At 57.1% G+C, this 17,528-nt stretch carries 10 protein-coding genes and 2 pseudogenes; 8 read left to right on the plus strand and 4 right to left on the minus strand.

Going from position 1 to position 17,528, the window contains the following annotated elements; all coding sequences use genetic code 11:
- Positions 1 to 21 precede the first annotated feature (21 nt).
- Positions 22 to 1,137, minus strand: a complete 1,116-nt coding sequence (locus ACPOL_RS00735; RefSeq protein ID WP_414633404.1) for a UDP-N-acetylmuramate dehydrogenase — start codon at positions 1,135 to 1,137, stop codon at positions 22 to 24.
- A 51-nt stretch (positions 1,138 to 1,188) separates the two neighbouring features.
- On the opposite strand from ACPOL_RS00735, the gene ACPOL_RS00740 reads away from it, so the two are divergent.
- The gene (locus ACPOL_RS00740) at positions 1,189 to 1,614 is read left to right on the plus strand and encodes a BrxA/BrxB family bacilliredoxin (RefSeq protein WP_114205360.1); all 426 of its coding nucleotides are present in this window, start codon (positions 1,189 to 1,191) and stop codon (positions 1,612 to 1,614) included.
- 98 nt (positions 1,615 to 1,712) lie between these two features.
- Positions 1,713 to 1,964 carry a glutaredoxin family protein gene (locus tag ACPOL_RS00745; RefSeq protein WP_114205361.1) on the plus strand — a complete coding sequence of 84 codons (252 nt, stop codon included), beginning with the start codon at positions 1,713 to 1,715 and terminating at the stop codon, positions 1,962 to 1,964.
- A gap of 99 nt (positions 1,965 to 2,063) precedes the next feature.
- Here ACPOL_RS00745 and ACPOL_RS00750 read toward each other — a convergent pair whose 3' ends face one another.
- Positions 2,064 to 2,387 (minus strand): putative signal transducing protein, encoded by a 324-nt coding sequence (locus ACPOL_RS00750; RefSeq protein ID WP_114205362.1) that lies wholly within the window; start codon positions 2,385 to 2,387, stop codon positions 2,064 to 2,066.
- Between the two features lie 109 nt (positions 2,388 to 2,496).
- On the opposite strand from ACPOL_RS00750, the gene purB reads away from it, so the two are divergent.
- A complete protein-coding gene (gene purB, locus ACPOL_RS00755) occupies positions 2,497 to 3,801 on the plus strand; it encodes an adenylosuccinate lyase (protein ID WP_114205363.1) in 1,305 nt (434 codons plus the stop codon).
- 8 nt (positions 3,802 to 3,809) lie between these two features.
- On the plus strand, positions 3,810 to 4,406 hold the full coding sequence (locus ACPOL_RS00760) for a UbiX family flavin prenyltransferase (protein WP_114210532.1): 597 nt from the start codon (positions 3,810 to 3,812) through the stop codon (positions 4,404 to 4,406).
- Between the two features lie 17 nt (positions 4,407 to 4,423).
- Here ACPOL_RS00760 and ACPOL_RS00765 read toward each other — a convergent pair whose 3' ends face one another.
- Positions 4,424 to 5,818: a hypothetical protein gene (locus tag ACPOL_RS00765; protein ID WP_150132856.1), complete on the minus strand. Its 1,395-nt coding sequence runs from the start codon at positions 5,816 to 5,818 to the stop codon at positions 4,424 to 4,426.
- A 141-nt stretch (positions 5,819 to 5,959) separates the two neighbouring features.
- On the opposite strand from ACPOL_RS00765, the pseudogene ACPOL_RS36810 reads away from it, so the two are divergent.
- Positions 5,960 to 6,031: pseudogene (locus ACPOL_RS36810) on the plus strand (hypothetical protein); the annotation flags it as partial.
- Positions 6,032 to 6,094: 63 nt separating this feature from the next.
- On the opposite strand, the pseudogene ACPOL_RS36815 reads toward ACPOL_RS36810, so the two are convergent.
- Positions 6,095 to 9,910 (minus strand): annotated as a pseudogene (locus tag ACPOL_RS36815) (TonB-dependent receptor); the annotation flags it as partial.
- A 769-nt stretch (positions 9,911 to 10,679) separates the two neighbouring features.
- Between ACPOL_RS36815 and ACPOL_RS00780 the strand changes: the two are divergent.
- The 3 genes from ACPOL_RS00780 to ACPOL_RS00790 all read left to right on the plus strand — a co-directional run bounded on the left by ACPOL_RS00780 (position 10,680) and on the right by ACPOL_RS00790 (position 17,426).
- Positions 10,680 to 12,389 carry a hypothetical protein gene (locus tag ACPOL_RS00780; protein WP_114205367.1) on the plus strand — a complete coding sequence of 570 codons (1,710 nt, stop codon included), beginning with the start codon at positions 10,680 to 10,682 and terminating at the stop codon, positions 12,387 to 12,389.
- Positions 12,390 to 12,654: 265 nt separating this feature from the next.
- The gene (locus ACPOL_RS00785) at positions 12,655 to 16,176 is read left to right on the plus strand and encodes an MBG domain-containing protein (RefSeq protein ID WP_150132857.1); all 3,522 of its coding nucleotides are present in this window, start codon (positions 12,655 to 12,657) and stop codon (positions 16,174 to 16,176) included.
- Positions 16,177 to 16,430: 254 nt separating this feature from the next.
- Positions 16,431 to 17,426: a YncE family protein gene (locus tag ACPOL_RS00790; RefSeq protein WP_114205369.1), complete on the plus strand. Its 996-nt coding sequence runs from the start codon at positions 16,431 to 16,433 to the stop codon at positions 17,424 to 17,426.
- Positions 17,427 to 17,528 lie beyond the last annotated feature (102 nt).

A 17,528-nucleotide genomic window follows, 5' to 3' on the forward strand; every position in this document is an offset into this window, starting at 1 on the left:
GGGTTCATGCACGAGGGGATCTTACTCGAGAAAGACCGGCTCCCGCTCTAGCCGAACCCCGAACCTGGCTTCAACTTTGGCAACAATCTCATTGCTGAAACCCAGCACTTCAGCAGCGGTCGCCCCACCCCGGTTGATCAATGCCAGGGTATGGCGGCTTGAGATGCCAACGCGTCCGCTTCCGTATCCTTTGGTGAAGCCAGTCTGCTCCAGCAGCCACGCTGCCGCCAGCTTCACTTTGCCGTCCCCAGCCGGATAGCTGGGTATGGCGGTGTTGGCGGGGACCGCCGCACGGATGCGTTCAAGCTCAGATTGCTCGATGATCGGATTCTTGAAGAAGCTTCCGGCACTTGCGGTGTCGGGATCTCCCTCCACCAGCAACATGCCTTTCTCCCGTCGAATCGCCCTTACCGTCGAGGCAACCTTGGCGACGGACGGGGGCTCGCCTGCATCGGGAAATCGCCGTTTTAGGTCTGCATAAGTCAAGGTCGGCGGAGCGCCTGGCGTCACTTCATATTCGACCTGAGTCACGATGTATTTGCCTCTGGCCGACGTGTTGAAGATGCTTTGACGATAGCCGAAACCACACTCAGCGTTGGTAAATTCAACCAGCCCCAGCGTGTCCAGATCCAAGGCGCGCACCATGCGAATGGTCTGCGAGACCTCTTGCCCGTAAGCCCCCACATTCTGCACCGGCGTTCCGCCAATGGTTCCTGGTATGCCCGCCAGACACTCGATTCCCGCGCAATCCAGCGCAATGGTTTGATCGACGAATCCGTCCCAATCCTCCCCGGCGCCGGCCCGCACGATGAGCTTGTCGTCTTCAAAGGACTCTTTTATCCCTTTGAGAGCGATCCTCAAGACCAGCCCGGGAAAGCCTTCATCAGAAACCAGCAGGTTGCTGCCCCCACCCAGCACAAAGAGCCGGAGGGCGCGAAGGCGGGCAAATTCTACCGCCTCCATTACCTCGACTTCGCTTGCCGCTTCAGCAAACCAGGCCGCCTGGCCGCCGATCTGTAGGGTGGTAAAAGGCGCCAACGGGACGTTCTGCAGGAATTCCATCAGATCGAGGGTATCAGCCGGGGAACTCTCTTCAGCGCAACCCGGCCGACAATGAGTGCCATCGAAATCACGCAGGCCTTACAATGAGGTATAAGGCAGTTGCCGAAAGATCCGGAGGAAACAACAATGTATCCCGAAATGATGGTAATACCGATGCGCGAAGAGCTGACTCGGGTTGGAATCAAGGAGACCAGGACCGCGGCGGAAGTGGACGCCGCCTTGTCCGCTCCCGGTACGACCCTCTTAGTGGTGAACTCAATCTGCGGTTGCGCGGCCGGAAAGATGCGTCCCGGCGTCCGCCTGGCGCTGCAGAACACCACCGTCCCCGACCAGGCAATTACTGTATTTGCCGGGCAAGACCGGGAAGCAACCGAGCGCGCCCGCTCGTATTTCGTCGGCCATCCGCCTACCTCGCCGGCGGTAGCCATTATGCGCGACGGCAAGCTGGTTTACCTGATGCAGCGCTCAGCCATCGAAACCAATACCGCCCAGGCGATCGCTGGTGAAGTGGCTCGGGCATTCGATGAGTTCTGCGCAAAAACAACTGCTTAGAACATCGATCCCAAGAACTTAAAGCCCAAGACGGCGGGAATGTCCATCTCTACGAGGGGCCTGGACATCCCCGCTCGGCCCGCCGGAATCTCTCTGCTATGCAGTTGACCCTCTACTCCGCATCATGGTGCCGCGATTGCCGGGAAGCCAAGCGCTTCCTCGACCTGCATCGCGTTGTCTACACCGAGATTGATATCGAATCAACGCCTGGTGCCGCCGAAGAGGTGCTCCGGAACGTTGGCAAACGGGCCATACCGCAGTTCGTCATCGATGGCGAATGGGTACAGCCGTACCGTCCCGGACGAGGCTTCCTCCATGACGAGATGCTGGAGCGCCTCGGCCTCGGATAGGCTTCTGGCGCTCGCTTCTGGCGCTTTTCGAAGAACGCTGTGGAGCTTTGTCTGAGGGGCGCTTGCCCTAGGAGTCGCCTAGTCCAGGAGTCGCCTAGTCTAGGAGTCGCTTGGTTCGAGGTCTCGCCCCGTATACGAACTCACCACGCCGGGCTCTCCGGTATCCTCTAGAATTGCGCGAGCATCCTGCTCGTCCTCGGGCTTGACCTGCAAATGCAATGGCCCAAGTCCCGGCGCCAGAATTGCCGCATTTTCTCCTGACAAAAAAGTGTCAATGCCCGCGGACTCCAGGCGCAGCTTCGCCATCTCCGCTTCGATCGGCTCGGGAAACTCGCCGAGTGTAACCAGCTCGGGCAATTCATGGGTTTGTGCTTCCCGCGATTGGGTTTCGGGGATCTGTGGTTCAGCAAATTGATCGGTCATCGGTGCTTAGCTTCCCTCTTATGACGCAAGGTCGATTCTACGCCTCATGCCTGAACTCGTTAAGATGCAGCGAAAGCTACAATGAGGATTCAACGATGGGAGAAGTGAATTGATCGCAAGATACACGCGCCCGAAGATGGGCGCCGTCTGGAGTGACGAAAATAAATATCGGATGTGGCTTGCCGTGGAATGCGCCGCGAGCGACACGCTCGCCGAAGACGGCATCGTGCCAGTTGAGGCAGCCAAGGCCATTCGAGAACGCGGCGCGATCGACGTGCAGCGCATCCAGGAGATCGAAGCAGAAGTAAAGCATGACGTCATCGCCTTCACCACCGCCGTGGCCGAGAAAGTAGGACCGGAAGCCCGGTGGCTGCATTATGGCTTAACCTCGAACGACGTGGTCGATACAGCCCAAGCGCTGCAGGTCAAAGCCGCTTCAGAAATCCTCACTGGAGGGCTCAGCAGGCTGGCGGAAATCCTCGAAAAGCGCGCGCTCGAGTTCAAACACACCCCGACCATCGGCCGTACCCACGGCATTCACGCCGAACCCACCACCTTTGGCCTCAAGCTGCTCAACTGGTATGCCGAGACCCGACGGAATATCGTTCGCTTCGAAGCTGCGGCAGAAGGCATGCGAGTTGGCAAGCTTTCTGGGGCGGTCGGGACCTTCGGACATTTACAGCCCGCGCACGAAGAACGTATCTGCGCCAAGCTGGGCCTTGAAGCAGCGCCAGTGGCGACTCAGGTGATCCAGCGCGATCGCCACGCCCACTACATCTCGACGCTCGCGATCATTGTCTCGACCCTGGATAAGATCGCGACAGAGATCCGTCATCTGCAGCGTACCGAAGTTCGCGAAGCGGAAGAGTTTTTCTCGGAAAAGCAGAAAGGCTCGTCGGCCATGCCGCATAAGCGGAACCCTATCACCAGCGAGCAAATCAGCGGCCTCGCTAGAGTAGTCCGTGCGAATGCACAGGCGGCCTATGAGGATATTCCGCTGTGGCACGAGCGTGATATCTCTCATTCCTCGGTGGAACGCGTCATCTTCCCGGATTCAACCATCCTGACGGATTATCTGCTGGAGAAGACCGCCAACCTCATCGAGAATCTCCTGGTCTATCCGGCACGCATGCAAAAGAATCTCGAAAGTACCGGAGGCTTGATTTTCAGCGGCCAATTGCTGCTCGATCTGGCCGAATCAGGCATGGCCCGAGAGGAGGCCTACAGGCTGGTTCAGGCACACGCCATGCGCGCCTGGCGAGAAGAACTCAACTTCCGCGACCTTATCGCCCATGATGCGGCGATTACCTCTCGGCTGTCGCCAGAGAAACTCGCGGAAAGCTTCGACCTCGATCGCCAATTAAAAAATGTGGACGCCATCTTCGACCGTGTTCTGGGCAAAAGCCAATCGTGACCGAAGACATGAAATGGAACCTCACGGTCGCGATGACCGGCGCCAGCGGCGCTGTCTTCGGTCGCGAACTGCTGCTGGCGCTCGATGCCGACGTGCGCGTGGCCCAGATCAACTTCATTCCCTCAGAGAGCTCACTCCGCGTGCTCGCAGAAGAGCTTCAACTGAGCGGTCGCAATCAACTGGTGGAGAAACTGCTTTCCAAACCGTCCTCCAAGATCGTCCAGCTAAGCGAAAGTGATATCGGAGCCGGGATTGCCAGCGGGAGCTATCCATCTCAGGGAATGATTGTGTTGCCCTGCAGCATGGGAACGCTCGGTGGAATCGCCAACGGTCTGGCTCGCAATCTCATTGAACGCGCCGCCGATGTCTGCTTGAAAGAGTGTCGTCCGCTGCTGCTTTGTGTTCGAGAGACGCCCTTCAACAAAATACATCTCCGGAATATGAGCTACGCCGCCGACGCCGGAGCGGTAATCTTTCCGGTGATGCCGTCCTTCTATAACCTTCCAGCCAGTGCGACTGAAATGGCCGCGCAGTTCGTCTTCCGGGTCCTCGCCCACATCGGGCTGCCTCAACCCGGCGCGTACGTATGGAAAGGCGAGGAATAGAGGCTGGCGGCAGCGCCCTACTGCTGAAAGAGGAAGAACTCCTCGGGCACACCGCCCAAGGCTGCAGCCCAGTTATAGGCGCTGACAAAGATGGCATACTTTCCATCTGGATTGCCAGCGATCGCGACGCCCGGGAAAGTGCAGGTTACGTAACCCAGCGCATTCACACTGGAAGAGACGCCCGAAAGCGGAAACCCGATGGGCGAACCTGGAAAGTTGGCGCAGTTTTGAGCCGGATCGAGCACGGTAATCGAAACCGACGCATACAAGCCATTGACCGTCGAGTCCTGAGTGCCGAGAGTAATCTGGGTGTCGGAGTTTGGGGTCCCGGTGACATCGTCGTTCGGGAAAATTCCGCCAGTTATGGTACTCCCTGAAGACGGAACTACTTGGCCAAATCCCACCGGCGCGGTGAACGCGGTGGTAGCGGCGGAGCCACTGGAGGCGGAAATCGGCGCCTGATAGAGAAACCCTAGATATTGGCCGGCTGCCACGGCCGAGGTGGATAAGGGCGAAGCGGGTTCGGCCATTCCAGCAACCGAAGCTCCTGACGATGGGACCTGTACCGGGTCGCTCTGGTCTGCTGCAAAGAAACCGGAAGGACCGACCCAAACGATGGACTGTGCGGTCGGGGACAGAGAGGATACGAAACTTGGCCCGTTGAAAGCGGTGCCGTCGGTGGTCGCCCAATATGCGTCGAGCAACGACGGGCCAGAGAGGCCAATCGACGCTTCAGAATTAGATGCTGCGCAGCTTCCCGTGAAAGAAGCTGGACCAGAGACAACCGAAGCTTGCACATTGGGAACCGGTCCGGCACTGCCTTGTAGATTCTCAAACTGCCAGGTCTTGCCGGTTGGGTCGGTGCTTGCGACGATCGATCCGTACCCTAGTGGATCAAGATTGGTCTCGCTGAGGAAGGTAGCTAGCGATCCTGGATACAAGTCGATGTACTGAAAACGCATTTTGCCGGTGATTGCGTAGCATCCCGTTTGCGGAACGGCAAAGATCGGCGACGTCGCGCTGCTTCCCGGACGCAACACTGCTGCTCTGCCGAGAACTTCGTACACCAGTCCCGCCGCGCCAAGACTGGAAAAGCCTCCCCCTACCTGCAGACTTCCGGTCACTGGTTGCGCCGGATAAGTTACTGGCTGATAACTGAAGGCGTTCTTGGTGTCATCCAGGTTCAGCGTCCAGGCGCCAGGGCTTTGACCTCCGTTATAGGTGTTGACCGGACCAGCGGCTGCGGGAGTTGGCAGACCAGTAACGACATTGGGAGGAGGCACCAGCGTGACTGGCTTGGTGCTGCTTCCGCAGCCGCCGGCCCCAGCGACGATGCAGATAAGAGCACTCAGTTGCAAAGCGAAGTTGCACTTCCGGGTTCGTCTTGGTGCATTCGATCGTGTTACCGACATTCTCATTGCGCAATTTTCCCTGGTAAGGATGGTGATCGTATGGACGTTCGCGCTCGATGAAATCTCCCTCAACTCGAAGTGACCTTAGAAGGAGAGCTTGAGCGCAAATTGGATGGTCCGCGGACGGTGCGCATCTACCGGATGCAGGAAGGAGCTTCCGGTCAGGCAATCGCTGCCATCTCCACCGGCTGCACTGTAGTAGGAGACGCTTCCTCCATAACAGCTGACGGTGTTTTGCGCCTGCGTACCGAGGACGGGATCGTAAATACGAAATTGAGTGTTGTTGAAGACGTTGAAGGCTTCGGTACGGAACTCCGCATCTACATGCTCCCCAAGCTGCGTATGCTTCAGCAAAGTGAGGTCCCAGTTCCAGCGGTTTGGGTTATTCAGATCGTTGCGGCCTGCATTCCCGAACGTTAGTCCTTGAGGAGCGACGAAAGCGGACGGGTTCAGCAGCAAGGGCCCAAAGCTCTTTCCATTGTTTCCCTCCGCCGGGAGCCGCAGGTGCGAGGAAAGGCCGGACCGGTCAGGGTAGGAACCAGCCCCGACGCCATTTCCAACTCCTGCATTGTCGAGGGTACCGACACCCGTAGGGCTGCCGTTGTTGACGACGGTAAACGGAATCCCAGTTTCGAACAAAGTGATACCACTCACCTGCCATCCTCCCAGGACCGCCTTGGCTGCCCTCGAATCCGAGAAGCTTCCGGAGTTCACCGCCGCCTGGTTTGATGGGTCCGAGTCGGCGAAATGCAACACCGTATCTAAAGCGTGTAGCAAAGGAAGATCGTAGATATAGCTGACGTGGAGCAGGTGCCGTTGATCGAAGTTGGAACTTGCCCGGTTCGATCTCAGGTCGAACGAGTTTACGAAAGTAGCATCGGAGCGATCCGAGGCATCATCGATCGAATGACTATAGCTGTAAGCAACGCCTAACGTGAGCGGCCCCTGGATCTTCCGGGCGCTGAGTTGAAAGCCGTTATAGCTTGAATTGGCAATATTCTCGAGAGAATAGATCTCCCCTAGCCCGGGAGCGAAAGTACGGAAGGTATTCGGCGCACTCCCGGTGCCGGAGAGGTAGCAGGCGACATTCATGTTCACGTATCGCGGGTCGCCAGGCCCGATGACCGTTCCGTTCAGCAGGGTATAGGAGTTGCTTTGGGTGTCGTACGAGCAGTCACCTGAATCGGAACCTCCGGCGAACGCTGGGTTTGCTCCCTTGATCTGCAAAGGTTGATGGGGGCCGAATGGATTCTGGGCCTGCGTTAATGGAACAAGCTGGTTGATCTCGCGCTCTGCCGTCAAGTGCCTGCCAACGCTGCCAACATAGGCGAAGCTGGCCAAGGCATTCCCAGGCAGCTCATGTTCGACGCTAAAGCTCCACTGCTGGACGTAGGACCAGACTGCTTTGGTGGGGATCGCGGTGACGTTGATTGGGAAAGCATTGCCACCGCCGATGGTGCTCCATCCGATCGGGTTGGTTTGCGTCATGCTGAGAACGATCGGCGCGGCGCCTTCGAGCGATCCAGTATTTGCTTCGTCGGCGGTTCCATGTTCAAAGAAGATTCCGTAGCCGCCGCGAATGGCAAGTTTACCCGCGCCGGTTGGGTCCCATGCGAATCCGACGCGTGGCGCCGGATTGAAGAGATGCCCAGACATGCATCCGGACGGTCTCCCTGCGGTCCCACATTGAACGATCCCGTTGATGATGCGTGGATCAAGTCCTTTTGAAGGGCTGCTCGGGTTAATTGTGATAGGGGTTCCGCTCGGAGAGTTGAGCAAATTACCGTAGGTGCCCTGCACGCTGACGGTCTGGGCAGCCGCCACGTTGAATGCTGAGTTCTCCCAGTTATAGGCTTGATTATTTGCTTCGTGGAAGGTTCCGAAGAGGCTGAGCCGCAAACCGGCATTCAACGTCAACCGCGGGGAGACTTTGAAGTCATCTTGAAAGTATGGTTCGACAATCTGATAGCGCTGACGATATTTGGTTTGTGCGCTGTCCTGCTGAAAGCTGGAGATCGCGCCGGAACCTCCGGCAGGAGAGTTATTGTTGATTGCGTTGAAAAGATAGTCGGCAAAGGCATTGCCCGTAGATCCGTTCACCTTAAGATCGCTGAAAGTGAGCAGGCCTTGAGTATCGCCCGTGGCAGCGCCGATTGGGCCATTCGTCTGATTTCTCTGGAAGATCACCCATTGCGCGCCAAACTGAAGGTTATGGCGGCCCAGCACCTTGGTGAGATTGTCACTAAAGCTGTAAGTCGGGTTGGTATGCTCCCAGGGCATGTAACCTGCGTCAGAGGCGAAGCCGAATCCACCATACTCTGCGTTATTGCCGGCGATCGAGATACCGGGTATCTTCGGCACGCCATCGACACCCGCTCCGTCATTATTAAAGATGGTAGTAAGGGGACATTGAAAACCGGGTCCCGCGCAAGGACCATCCAATCCCGAAGGCCTCGCCAAAGTGACGCCGGCTGCGGGCACATCGTGCAGCGTGATATAGGAGTCGGTATAACTGAAGCTAAACTCATTGAGGAATGTGGGGGAAAAGGTCCCACTTAGCCGCGCTACCATACTCAAACCAGGCGCATAAAATCTATTCTGTATGGTCGGAAAACTGTTCTGAGTATAGGCGTATTGGGGCACCGGCGTTGTCTCATCCCACTCATCGTGGATATAGCGAAATCCAGTTTGCCATTTTGAGTTCAGTACATGGTCGAGACGGAGGAGTTCCTCTCGCCAGTAGGTTGGTAGCGAAGCATCCGCTATATAGCAGGCGGATCCAGCGGAGTTGCATCCGCTCGTTGCATTGGGCAACGGGATGATTCCGGTGCCAAGAATGGCCACCGCGTTCTGGTTCAGGCTGGTTACGCCTTCCTGGGTCGCAAGGCCTGGGTAGGTAAGCGAATTGTTAGTGAAGGTCTGGGTTGCGATCCCTGCCTGGCCGCCGAGACTTAAGTCCGGACAATCCGGATATGCCGCACGCTTGAACGTACTGTTCGTCCCGTTTGCCAACGAAGGGCACACATCGCTGAAGTCCCCGTTCCGCTCCGCCAACGAGGGAACTCCTTGTCGATAAGCAGTCGGGGAGGTCTCCAGCCGCGCTTCCTCGGAGAAGAAGAAGTGGGTCTTCCCTCTGCCGTCGTAAAGGTGGGGGATATAGACAGGACCGCCGATAGTCCCACCGAAATCGTTGCGGCGATAGAGCGGTGCGCGGTTGCCTACGTCGAAGTAGCCCTTCGCGTTCAGCGCCTCATTTCGGAAGAACTCGTAAAGGCTGCCGTGCAAAGCATCCGTACCTGATTTCGTGGTGACGATCGTCGTGCCGTTGCCAGTGCTTGGGTATTGTGCGCCGTAGTTCGAGGTCAATACTTTGATTTCCTGGATTGCATCGATGCTCGGATAAACGATCAGCGTACTGTGGTTCTTGTTAATGCCGACATTCAGCGTCTCAGAGCCATCGACTTGGAAGCTGTTGTATTCGGTGCGGCCGCCATTCACGCTATAGGCGACACTACCGGCCATGCCCACCTTGGCTTCATCCTGGGATGTCTGGTTGCTGACCCCCGGTGCCAAGGCGATAAGCTGGCTGAAATTCCTTCCGTTCAACTGCAGTGCAGCGACTTCCTTACCGACAATCGTCCCGCTCACTTCGCTATTCTCGAGGTGTAGCTGAGTGATTTCGCTGCCGGTTCCACCCTCCACATTTACGGTCGTTGAAGCGCCCTGTACGCTCAATGCCAGATTGAACTCAAGACCTTGTCCCATACCAAGCGATACGTCCTTGGTCAGCGTGTCGAATCCTGCCGCCTGAACCGAAATGCGGTAGTTGCCAGCCGTCAAAAACGGGACGCTATAGGCGCCCGCGTCATCACTCAACGCATGAAACTGCGCTCCACTATCGACGTTGGTAATATCGATCTTGGCCTGCGGAATAGCAGCACTTTGAGCGTCGGTGACTTGACCAAAGAACCTTGCGTTTTGTGCATGACCGAAGACCGACAGTAAGGCAATGAGAAGATAGGACGCTCCGATATAAAGGCGCGTGATTCTACGGTAGGGCATAGTATTAAGCTTCCTGTGGAGTGGTTGCATAGGCTCGGCTTTCGGTGCGGCAGCTCAGTGACCGCGGACGGAAACCTTCGTTGAGACAGATCGAGGGATGGGCACTTGCCTCTTAATTACTAACTTAATCTCGTTGATAAATAACTTGATCTCCGAAACGTCATAGCAGTCCGTTGACGAAGCTATCTATTCCATAGAGCTCATTGCATCCGAGCCGGGCGCCTTGACCCGCTTGTGTTGCTTACCCGGCTTGCTCCCTGTATGTAGAGTCGGTGACAGTGTATGGAAGTAGAACAGATTTTCCAAATTGGCATCTATTTAAAGAACAGCTAACCAGATTCCTTGACGATCAATCCGCAAAACTATAAAAGAACAACACCTTATAACTCGTCAGCTCGATTTTAATGGCGCTAAGAGGACTCAATGTATTTACCCGCAAGGTGATCGGCACGAGACATGGTATTTCTCTCGCTTAAATGTCCGCGATAGCATTCATGGGTGCTCGTACATAGTTGCATGAAATCTCAAGGACTGCCTAGCAATGAATTACTTATCGAGATGAGATTTATTCTTATTGTAATTAATCCTATATTCATCCTCCTGTTACGACTTTTGGAGTTTCCCCGTCTAACGTGGCCATGCTGGTGATTGGATCTGCCGACGCAGTCGGCAGTTACCGATCACCTTCGTCGGGTCGCATAAGCGATCATCCAGATAGCGCTCCGGCGGGAGTCAAGAGGATCGCCGTCTCCGCGCTAACGGAACAACCTCCAACGAAAAAAAAATCCAAGGAGATTTTATGCATTTCGTGAAAGCAATGACCGGTACGCTCGTGCTCGCAGCTTGTGCGGCGCTCGTACCAAGCGCGTCTGCGCAGACCCTGCAGGTGCTTACTGCGGGTTCATCTGCTCAGTTCGGCCCCTTTGCAGTCGCCGCATACGCGCTGGCAAAGAGTGGCGGAGCCAAGGCGTTCCACTATACCGTTAAAGCGAGCGCGCCCTGCCCAGGAAGCACCTGCTATGTTGCCCTCAACGATAGCCGCTCTTCCAGCATTCCCCAGGAGCCAGGTAATCTGTGGGTTGTCTGGAGCACGAATGGTATCTGGGCCTATCTCAGCGTCGACTCGACCGTCGGCGTTCGTAACTTCAGCGCCGTCCCCCGCTCTACTCTGGACCTTGCTGCCCTCTCCGCACTTCCGGTGAGCGCGACCACCAATTACACCTACTGGTCAGACGGCACCAATGATACGGCCCTCACCAGCACGGTTTACAGTGCGCTGAACCATAAGGCGCTGACCGCCGCCAACACCGACATCCGTCCTGAAGACGCGCTGTTCGCAACCAACCGCGCATTGAATACGCTTGGTTACGGTACGGTTGCGGATACTCGCTCTGGCCACTCCGGTCAGTTTCTAATCGGAACATCGATCAAGAGCTTCTTCACCGCTGCTGACTTTGCAACTCCCGTGTCCTTCGCGATTGCAGGCGGAGCCGATCCGTTCACCGGTAAGGTTGGCCCGACCGAGATCACCCTGCCTATCGGCGCGGCTCCGATCATTTTCGTAGCCAGCACTGCCACCGGCAGCACCACCGCCAATGCCAGCAATCTCACCACCGCCAATGCGGCTTCACTCTTTAGCGGATCCGGCAAGTGCGCGGCCTCGCTCGTCACCGGTGCAACCGGCCCAGTCAGCGCTGTGCTGCGTGAAGCTCTCTCCGGTACCATGAACACGGCGGAATGGAGCGTCTTCGTCCCAGGCGGCGCCTCCCAGGAAACCGGTGTCAATCCGAAGGCTGCAGGCGGCAATCCTCTCGACGTGAACTGCGGCAGCGGCAGCCGTTTTCGCGCAGTCGGTACTGGCGACGAAGTCAACAACGTTGCCAGCCACGCCAGCACGGTCGGCTATGCCTTCTTCAGCTATGAATCTGTAGGTGGCGGCAAGACCGATCGTTATCTCACTTACAACAATCATGATCCTATTTACTCCGAGAGCCACGCTTACAACGGCGTACTTCCCACCTGCCCCGTGGTCAACGGCAGCTACAGCTGCCCAATCGCAAACGGCGCATCTTTCCCCAACCTCCGCGACGGCGCCTACACCGCGTGGTCAGTCTATCGGATGATTACCGACTCCGCCGGCCAGGCCAAGGCGGCGGCCCTGGTGGCCAAGGCGCAGGCCCTGGTCAACGACAACATTCCTGACTTCGTCCCCTTCACCCCGGTTTGCGGTGTCACCAAGGGCGCCGGCAATGATCCGGGTCTTGCCCTGTACCGCGAACACTTCGTCCCCTCCACGATTACCACCATCCCTGACAGCGTCTCCATTACCGCCAACGACGGCGGCCGTGGTCCGACGGTCACCTGCTCCGTCAATCGCCAGACGCTTCCCTCCCTCACCCTCGGTGGCGGATCTGAAGAGGGTGGCGACGTAGGCGGCGGCATCGAAGGCCCGTTCACCGCGTCGAACCTGCCCGGTCTCCCCGGACACACCCAGGGTTCAACTCACTAGACCCTGGCCGCAACAATGAAACAACTTTGTTTGGCGGGCCGCCTCCGGGCAGCCCGCCGAATGATGTCAGCGACACCAGATATCGAGACTCATGTTCTGTACCCAGATTCAATTTTCGGAAGGCTTCGTGATATCCCACCGCCCTCACTTTTCTCGCTCCTGCCGGCGCTCGATCGCATGCTGCCTATCGCTCCTGGCCTTGCTCGTCATCCTTCCTTTGACCTCCAACGCCAAGACCAGGCGCGCTCCTTCGGCGTCTGAGGCTGTGCCTGCCGATGTCCCTTCCGGTTTCGCGCCGGGCCTCATCAATTACTTCGTCGGCGGCCCCAACGCCGGCGGTGTTTACTCCGATGGGTCGATACCGACCCAGGTTTCCGTGCCGGCCGACTACGCGGTCGCCGACAGCAAAGGGAACGTCTATCTCGCCACACAAAGCGGCCAGATCTACATCGTCTACGCAGGAAATAAGGTTCCACAAGCGCTCAAGAACATCACCGCCACCCCGCAAGCAGGCGATATCTATCAAATAGCTGGGCTCACGAATGCCAATTGCCTTGAAGGTGGAGATCCAACTTGCGGAGAGAATCAGCCGCTGAACATGGTGCAGTTTGGAAGCATCAACGGACTGGCCATCGATAGCAGCGACAACCTGTACTACGCCGACGAGACCACTCCCGATGGCACGGCCGTCGATGTCGTCCGCAGGGTGGATGCAACGACCTCGATTGTCACCACAGTTGCCGGACAGTTAGGCGTTGCGAGCATATCCACGGACATCGGGGACGGAGGTCCGGCGGCTGCTGCCACCCTCCTTTATCCGACTGATATCAAAATAGATCAGTACGGGAACATATTCATCGACGACAGTCTTGACGATGTTATCCGAGTCGTTTACTCGGGAAGTCAGCCACCCCCCCTCCTGAGCGCGGAAGGTATCACGGCTGGAAACGCTCAGAAAGGCTTCATCTACTCGGTCGCCGGCCAGGTCTTCGGATACTGCCAGACATCCGGAACCTGCGGGGATGGAACCTCTGCCACTAGCTCAGCGACTCTCGGCATCCAGCCGTCGATTGCGGTCGATGCCGCCGGAAATCTCTTCATCGCGGACGCAATTTCGCCGGTAAGCGGCTCGGGGAGCTCCTACATCCGGATTGTTTATGCGGGCGGCGCGGTTCCCCCGCTGCTCAATCTGGCCCTCAATCCCGCTGGTGGAAACACCGTCGCGCCGGCCAAAGGCTTTATCTATGCAGCGACCGGCTATGGTTTGAGCCCGCAGTTTACAAACTGCTCTCTAGCCCCGTGCGGCGACGGCGGCCTAGCTGCAGCAGCAGCGTTCGGCGGCTTGACTACGGACCCGTCCATCTTCGTCAGTCTAGACAGTCTTGGCAATTTGTATATCTCCGACTCCACCGACTACGCCGTTCGCAAGATCGACACCTCCGGGTACGTCTCGACCATTGCCGGCATCGACGATCCAAACCAGATTTCTTCTACCTCGAATCTTAGTGCGCCTCCGATCCCGTCGCCGGCTACTAGTGTTCCGATTGAGCCCTTCACTATAGCCTTTGACCAACAGAACAATCTATACATCACCGATAGTCAGGATATTGTTTGGCAGGTCGCGCCGATTCAGCCGCAGACCATCGACTTCCCCGATTTCGACCCCAACCCGGTCACGTACGGAGTGAATCCCATCACCCTGGCAGCAACCGCAACATCAAGCCTGCCCATCACCTATACGGTTACGGGACCGGCACACCTGAATGGCACTCAGTTGCTTGTTACCGGCGTGGGGACAGTGTCGGTCACCGCCACGCAAGCAGGCAACAGCCAATATGCTGCAGCAGTCTCGGTCACAAAGACCTTGACCGTCGATCCCGCATCGCTCATCGTGACCGCCAATAATGCTTCAAAGGAACTAGGGCAGCCGAATCCAGCGTTTTCCGCCACAATCTCGGGGTTCGTCAACGGAGAAACGCAAGCGTCCACGGGAGTCTACTCCGGCACACCGGCCTTCTCGACAACCGCCACCACCAATTCGCCCATTGCGACTTACCCGATCACCGTCTCGCTCGGCACACTCGCCGCCGCCAACTACACCTTCGCCAGCTTTGTTCCCGGTACATTGACAGTCACCGGTAACACCGTTCAATCGATCGTCTTCGCCGCGCTCCCTGCGATAACTTATGGCCAGGTCTTTACTCTGAACCTCAGCGCCACCGCATCTTCAGGACTGCCGGTGAGTTTCCAGTTGATCAGTGGGCCGGGCAAGCTCACCGGTTCGACGCTCACAGTCATCGGCGGCGGTACGATCGTCATCACCGCCAGCCAGGAAGGCGGCGGCCAGTACGCCGCAGCAACGCCGGTAACCCGCAACCTCGTCGTCAACCCCGCACCTCTCACCATCACCGGGCCGAGCGTCACCCTTCCGTACGGAACGACGGTCAATCCCAGCAGCTTTCCAGCCGCGGTCATCACCGGTTTTGTCGGGAGCGACACGCAGGCTTCCGTGCTAACCGGCAGCGCGCAATACACCACCGCCACAGGCACGCCCAATGCCGGAACCTACCCGATTACGGTCGGTGTGGGGACTCTTGCCCTTCTCCCGGGCGCGGCTTCGAGCTATGTCTTTGGACCAACCGTGAGTGGAAGCCTGGTCATCTCTCCTACTCCTCAGACCATCAGTCTGAACCCGGTATCGTCCAGTCAGATCTACGGGAACTTTGTGCCCTTGACTGCGGCATCGAACTCGGGCCTGCCTATCACCTTCACGGTGACCGGCCCCGGATATTACTACAACGGATTAAACGTGACGAGCTCCGGCAACAACACCGTGCAACTTGTCATGAGTGGAGTGGGAACCGTCATCGCTACCGCGACTCAGAGTGGCAACGGCAATTTTGGTCCGGCTGCGCCAGTGTCACAGACATTCACCGTTGGCCCGGCCCCACTAGACATTGGCGTAGCGCAAAACTACTCCCGGGAGCAAGGGGCGCCCAATCCTGTATTTCAGCCGGCCATCGGAGCAGGGATCTTGCCAGGTCAACCTGGCGGATTCGTAAATGGCGACTCTGATATTCCATCTGTCATCAGCGGAATACCTCTTTTGACCACCACAGCAACCGAGTCTTCCCCGCCTGGAACCTACCCCATCGTGCCGAGTCAAGGCACACTTGCGGCGGCCAACTATTACTTCGTCTTCGTCAATGGTCAACTTACCGTAACGCCTCCGGGAAGCTTCACCATTTCCGCAGCGCCGCCCGCTCTGACTGTCCCCACCGGACTCAGTCGGCAGGCGACAATCACACTAACTCCGCTCAACCTATATCAGGGCACCGTCACCTTGGGATGCGGTCAAGTCCCGGCAAATGTAACTTGTGTCATTAGCCCCGCGACCTATGTCTTTCCAGGCAGTCAGACAATCAACGGCACCGAAAATTCTGCCCAGGGGACCATCACCATCACGGCTTCAGGAGCCACCGTGGTCGGCTCGCTTGCTCGCAATAACTCAATTAGTTCCGCGACTTTTGTCATACCGGGGACCTTTGCTGGCCTGCTGCTTGTATTCGCCCGCCGTAAAGCAGCGAGTAAGAGCAGTATCTGGGGCGTGATTGCCTTTCTGGCGCTGGGCGCCAGCATGCTCGCGGTCACCTCTTGCGGAGGGTCTTCGAAGATGTTGTCGGCCGCTCCTGGTAGCGCCACCGTCATGATTACCGGTAATGGGACCACAGTTGGAGGAAACGGCACGGTCACCGCTTCCCTCCCGCTTAGCGTCACCATTCAATGAACAAGTTTCCCTGCGGGCAGATGGTCTCTACTGCTTGCTCAACCTCAGCGCAGACAACGAACCAGCTAACTCACTCAAGCACCGAAGCCTTTTTTGCAGATGACTTAACTCATAAGGGACTTAGCTTGCTAGATGATCAATTGCCAGTTAGGTATCCGGCGCCCCCAGGTCGTCAGCAGCAAAGCTAAGAACTGACTTGGGATTGCAGGTAGCTAGGCTAACTGAGCCAACCACTTGAATGGAGAACAAATCTGATGCTGAAGCCATATCTTAAAATTGCTGCTGTCACCGTTCTCGCGGCCTCCGCAGGCACTGTGGCGAATGCCCAGTCCGTTAAGGGCACCGTTACCCTCAAGAACATTCCTGAAGGGATTGCTGTCAACCCGTTTAACAATCGCATCTACGTCGCCGTACCTACCTTCGGCGCGAAGCCCTACGACTATCTCCAGGAGATTGACGGCAACACGGACACGGTCACGAAAACCATTCAGATCCCACCCTTCGCCTATGCTGTCGCTATCGACCCGCTGACCAGCACGATCTTCGTGGGCGGAACCTCGGAAGACAAGAATGGCGTCATTCAGAGCGAAGTAGTTACCGTATCCGACCACACGAAACAGGTCCTCGGGACCATTCATGTCTCCTCAACTCCGGGAGACGGCATCCAGGGCCTCGCCGTCAACTCATTGACCGGCGACCTTTATGTCTCCAACGGAAGCGACAACGAAATCGATGTAATTCATTCGGGTAAGGTCACGACCCGGATTCCAGTTGCAGGTGAGCCATTTGGTGTTGCTGTCAACCCTTTCTCCAATCAGGTTTATGCAGCGTTGATTAATGGAAACGTCGCGGTCATCAATGCAGCGACCAACACGGTTACTGCCACCACTGCCGTCGGCACATCCGACGCGGGCATCGCGGTCAACTTCTTTACTGGAAATGTTTACACAACCAACCAGGTGTTTACTGAATCCTCCACTGTCGGCGTTCTCGGCGCGGCGGGCAATGTCATTACCAACATTCCGGTAGGCAACACCCCCATCGGCATTGATGTCGATCCAGTGACCAACCTCGCTTTCGTCGCCAACACTCAGGATGGCACGGTGAGCGTAATCAACCAGGCCACTAACACCGTATCTGCGACACTGCCGGTTTCCGGTCTCTTTGTCGCAGCTAATTTTGTTACTGGCAAGGTGTATGTAGGTTCGGATAACTCCAGCCCAATAGTCACCGTTATCAGCGAAAAGTAGCTGAAGTTCCTTTGTTGAGCGGAGCTGAACCTTGGCTCCGCTCTTGTTTTCCTTCCCAACCAGGTAAGAGAGCAGTTACTCTACGTTCAGATCCAGCTCCAA

Source organism: Acidisarcina polymorpha, from assembly GCF_003330725.1.
GTDB lineage: Bacteria > Acidobacteriota > Terriglobia > Terriglobales > Acidobacteriaceae > Acidisarcina > Acidisarcina polymorpha.

What these genes read in the sequence shown, in the direction of transcription:
- ACPOL_RS00740 (WP_114205360.1), top strand. Translation starts at nt 1,189, where the DNA reads ATGTATCCCGAAATGATGGTAATACCGATGCGCGAAGAGCTGACTCGG.
- ACPOL_RS00745 (WP_114205361.1), top strand. Translation starts at nt 1,713, where the DNA reads ATGCAGTTGACCCTCTACTCCGCATCATGGTGCCGCGATTGCCGGGAA.
- ACPOL_RS00750 (WP_114205362.1), bottom strand. Translation starts at nt 2,387, where the DNA reads ATGACCGATCAATTTGCTGAACCACAGATCCCCGAAACCCAATCGCGG.
- ACPOL_RS00760 (WP_114210532.1), top strand. Translation starts at nt 3,810, where the DNA reads ATGAAATGGAACCTCACGGTCGCGATGACCGGCGCCAGCGGCGCTGTC.
- ACPOL_RS00765 (WP_150132856.1), bottom strand. Translation starts at nt 5,818, where the DNA reads ATGTCGGTAACACGATCGAATGCACCAAGACGAACCCGGAAGTGCAAC.
- ACPOL_RS00780 (WP_114205367.1), top strand. Translation starts at nt 10,680, where the DNA reads ATGCATTTCGTGAAAGCAATGACCGGTACGCTCGTGCTCGCAGCTTGT.
- ACPOL_RS00790 (WP_114205369.1), top strand. Translation starts at nt 16,431, where the DNA reads ATGCTGAAGCCATATCTTAAAATTGCTGCTGTCACCGTTCTCGCGGCC.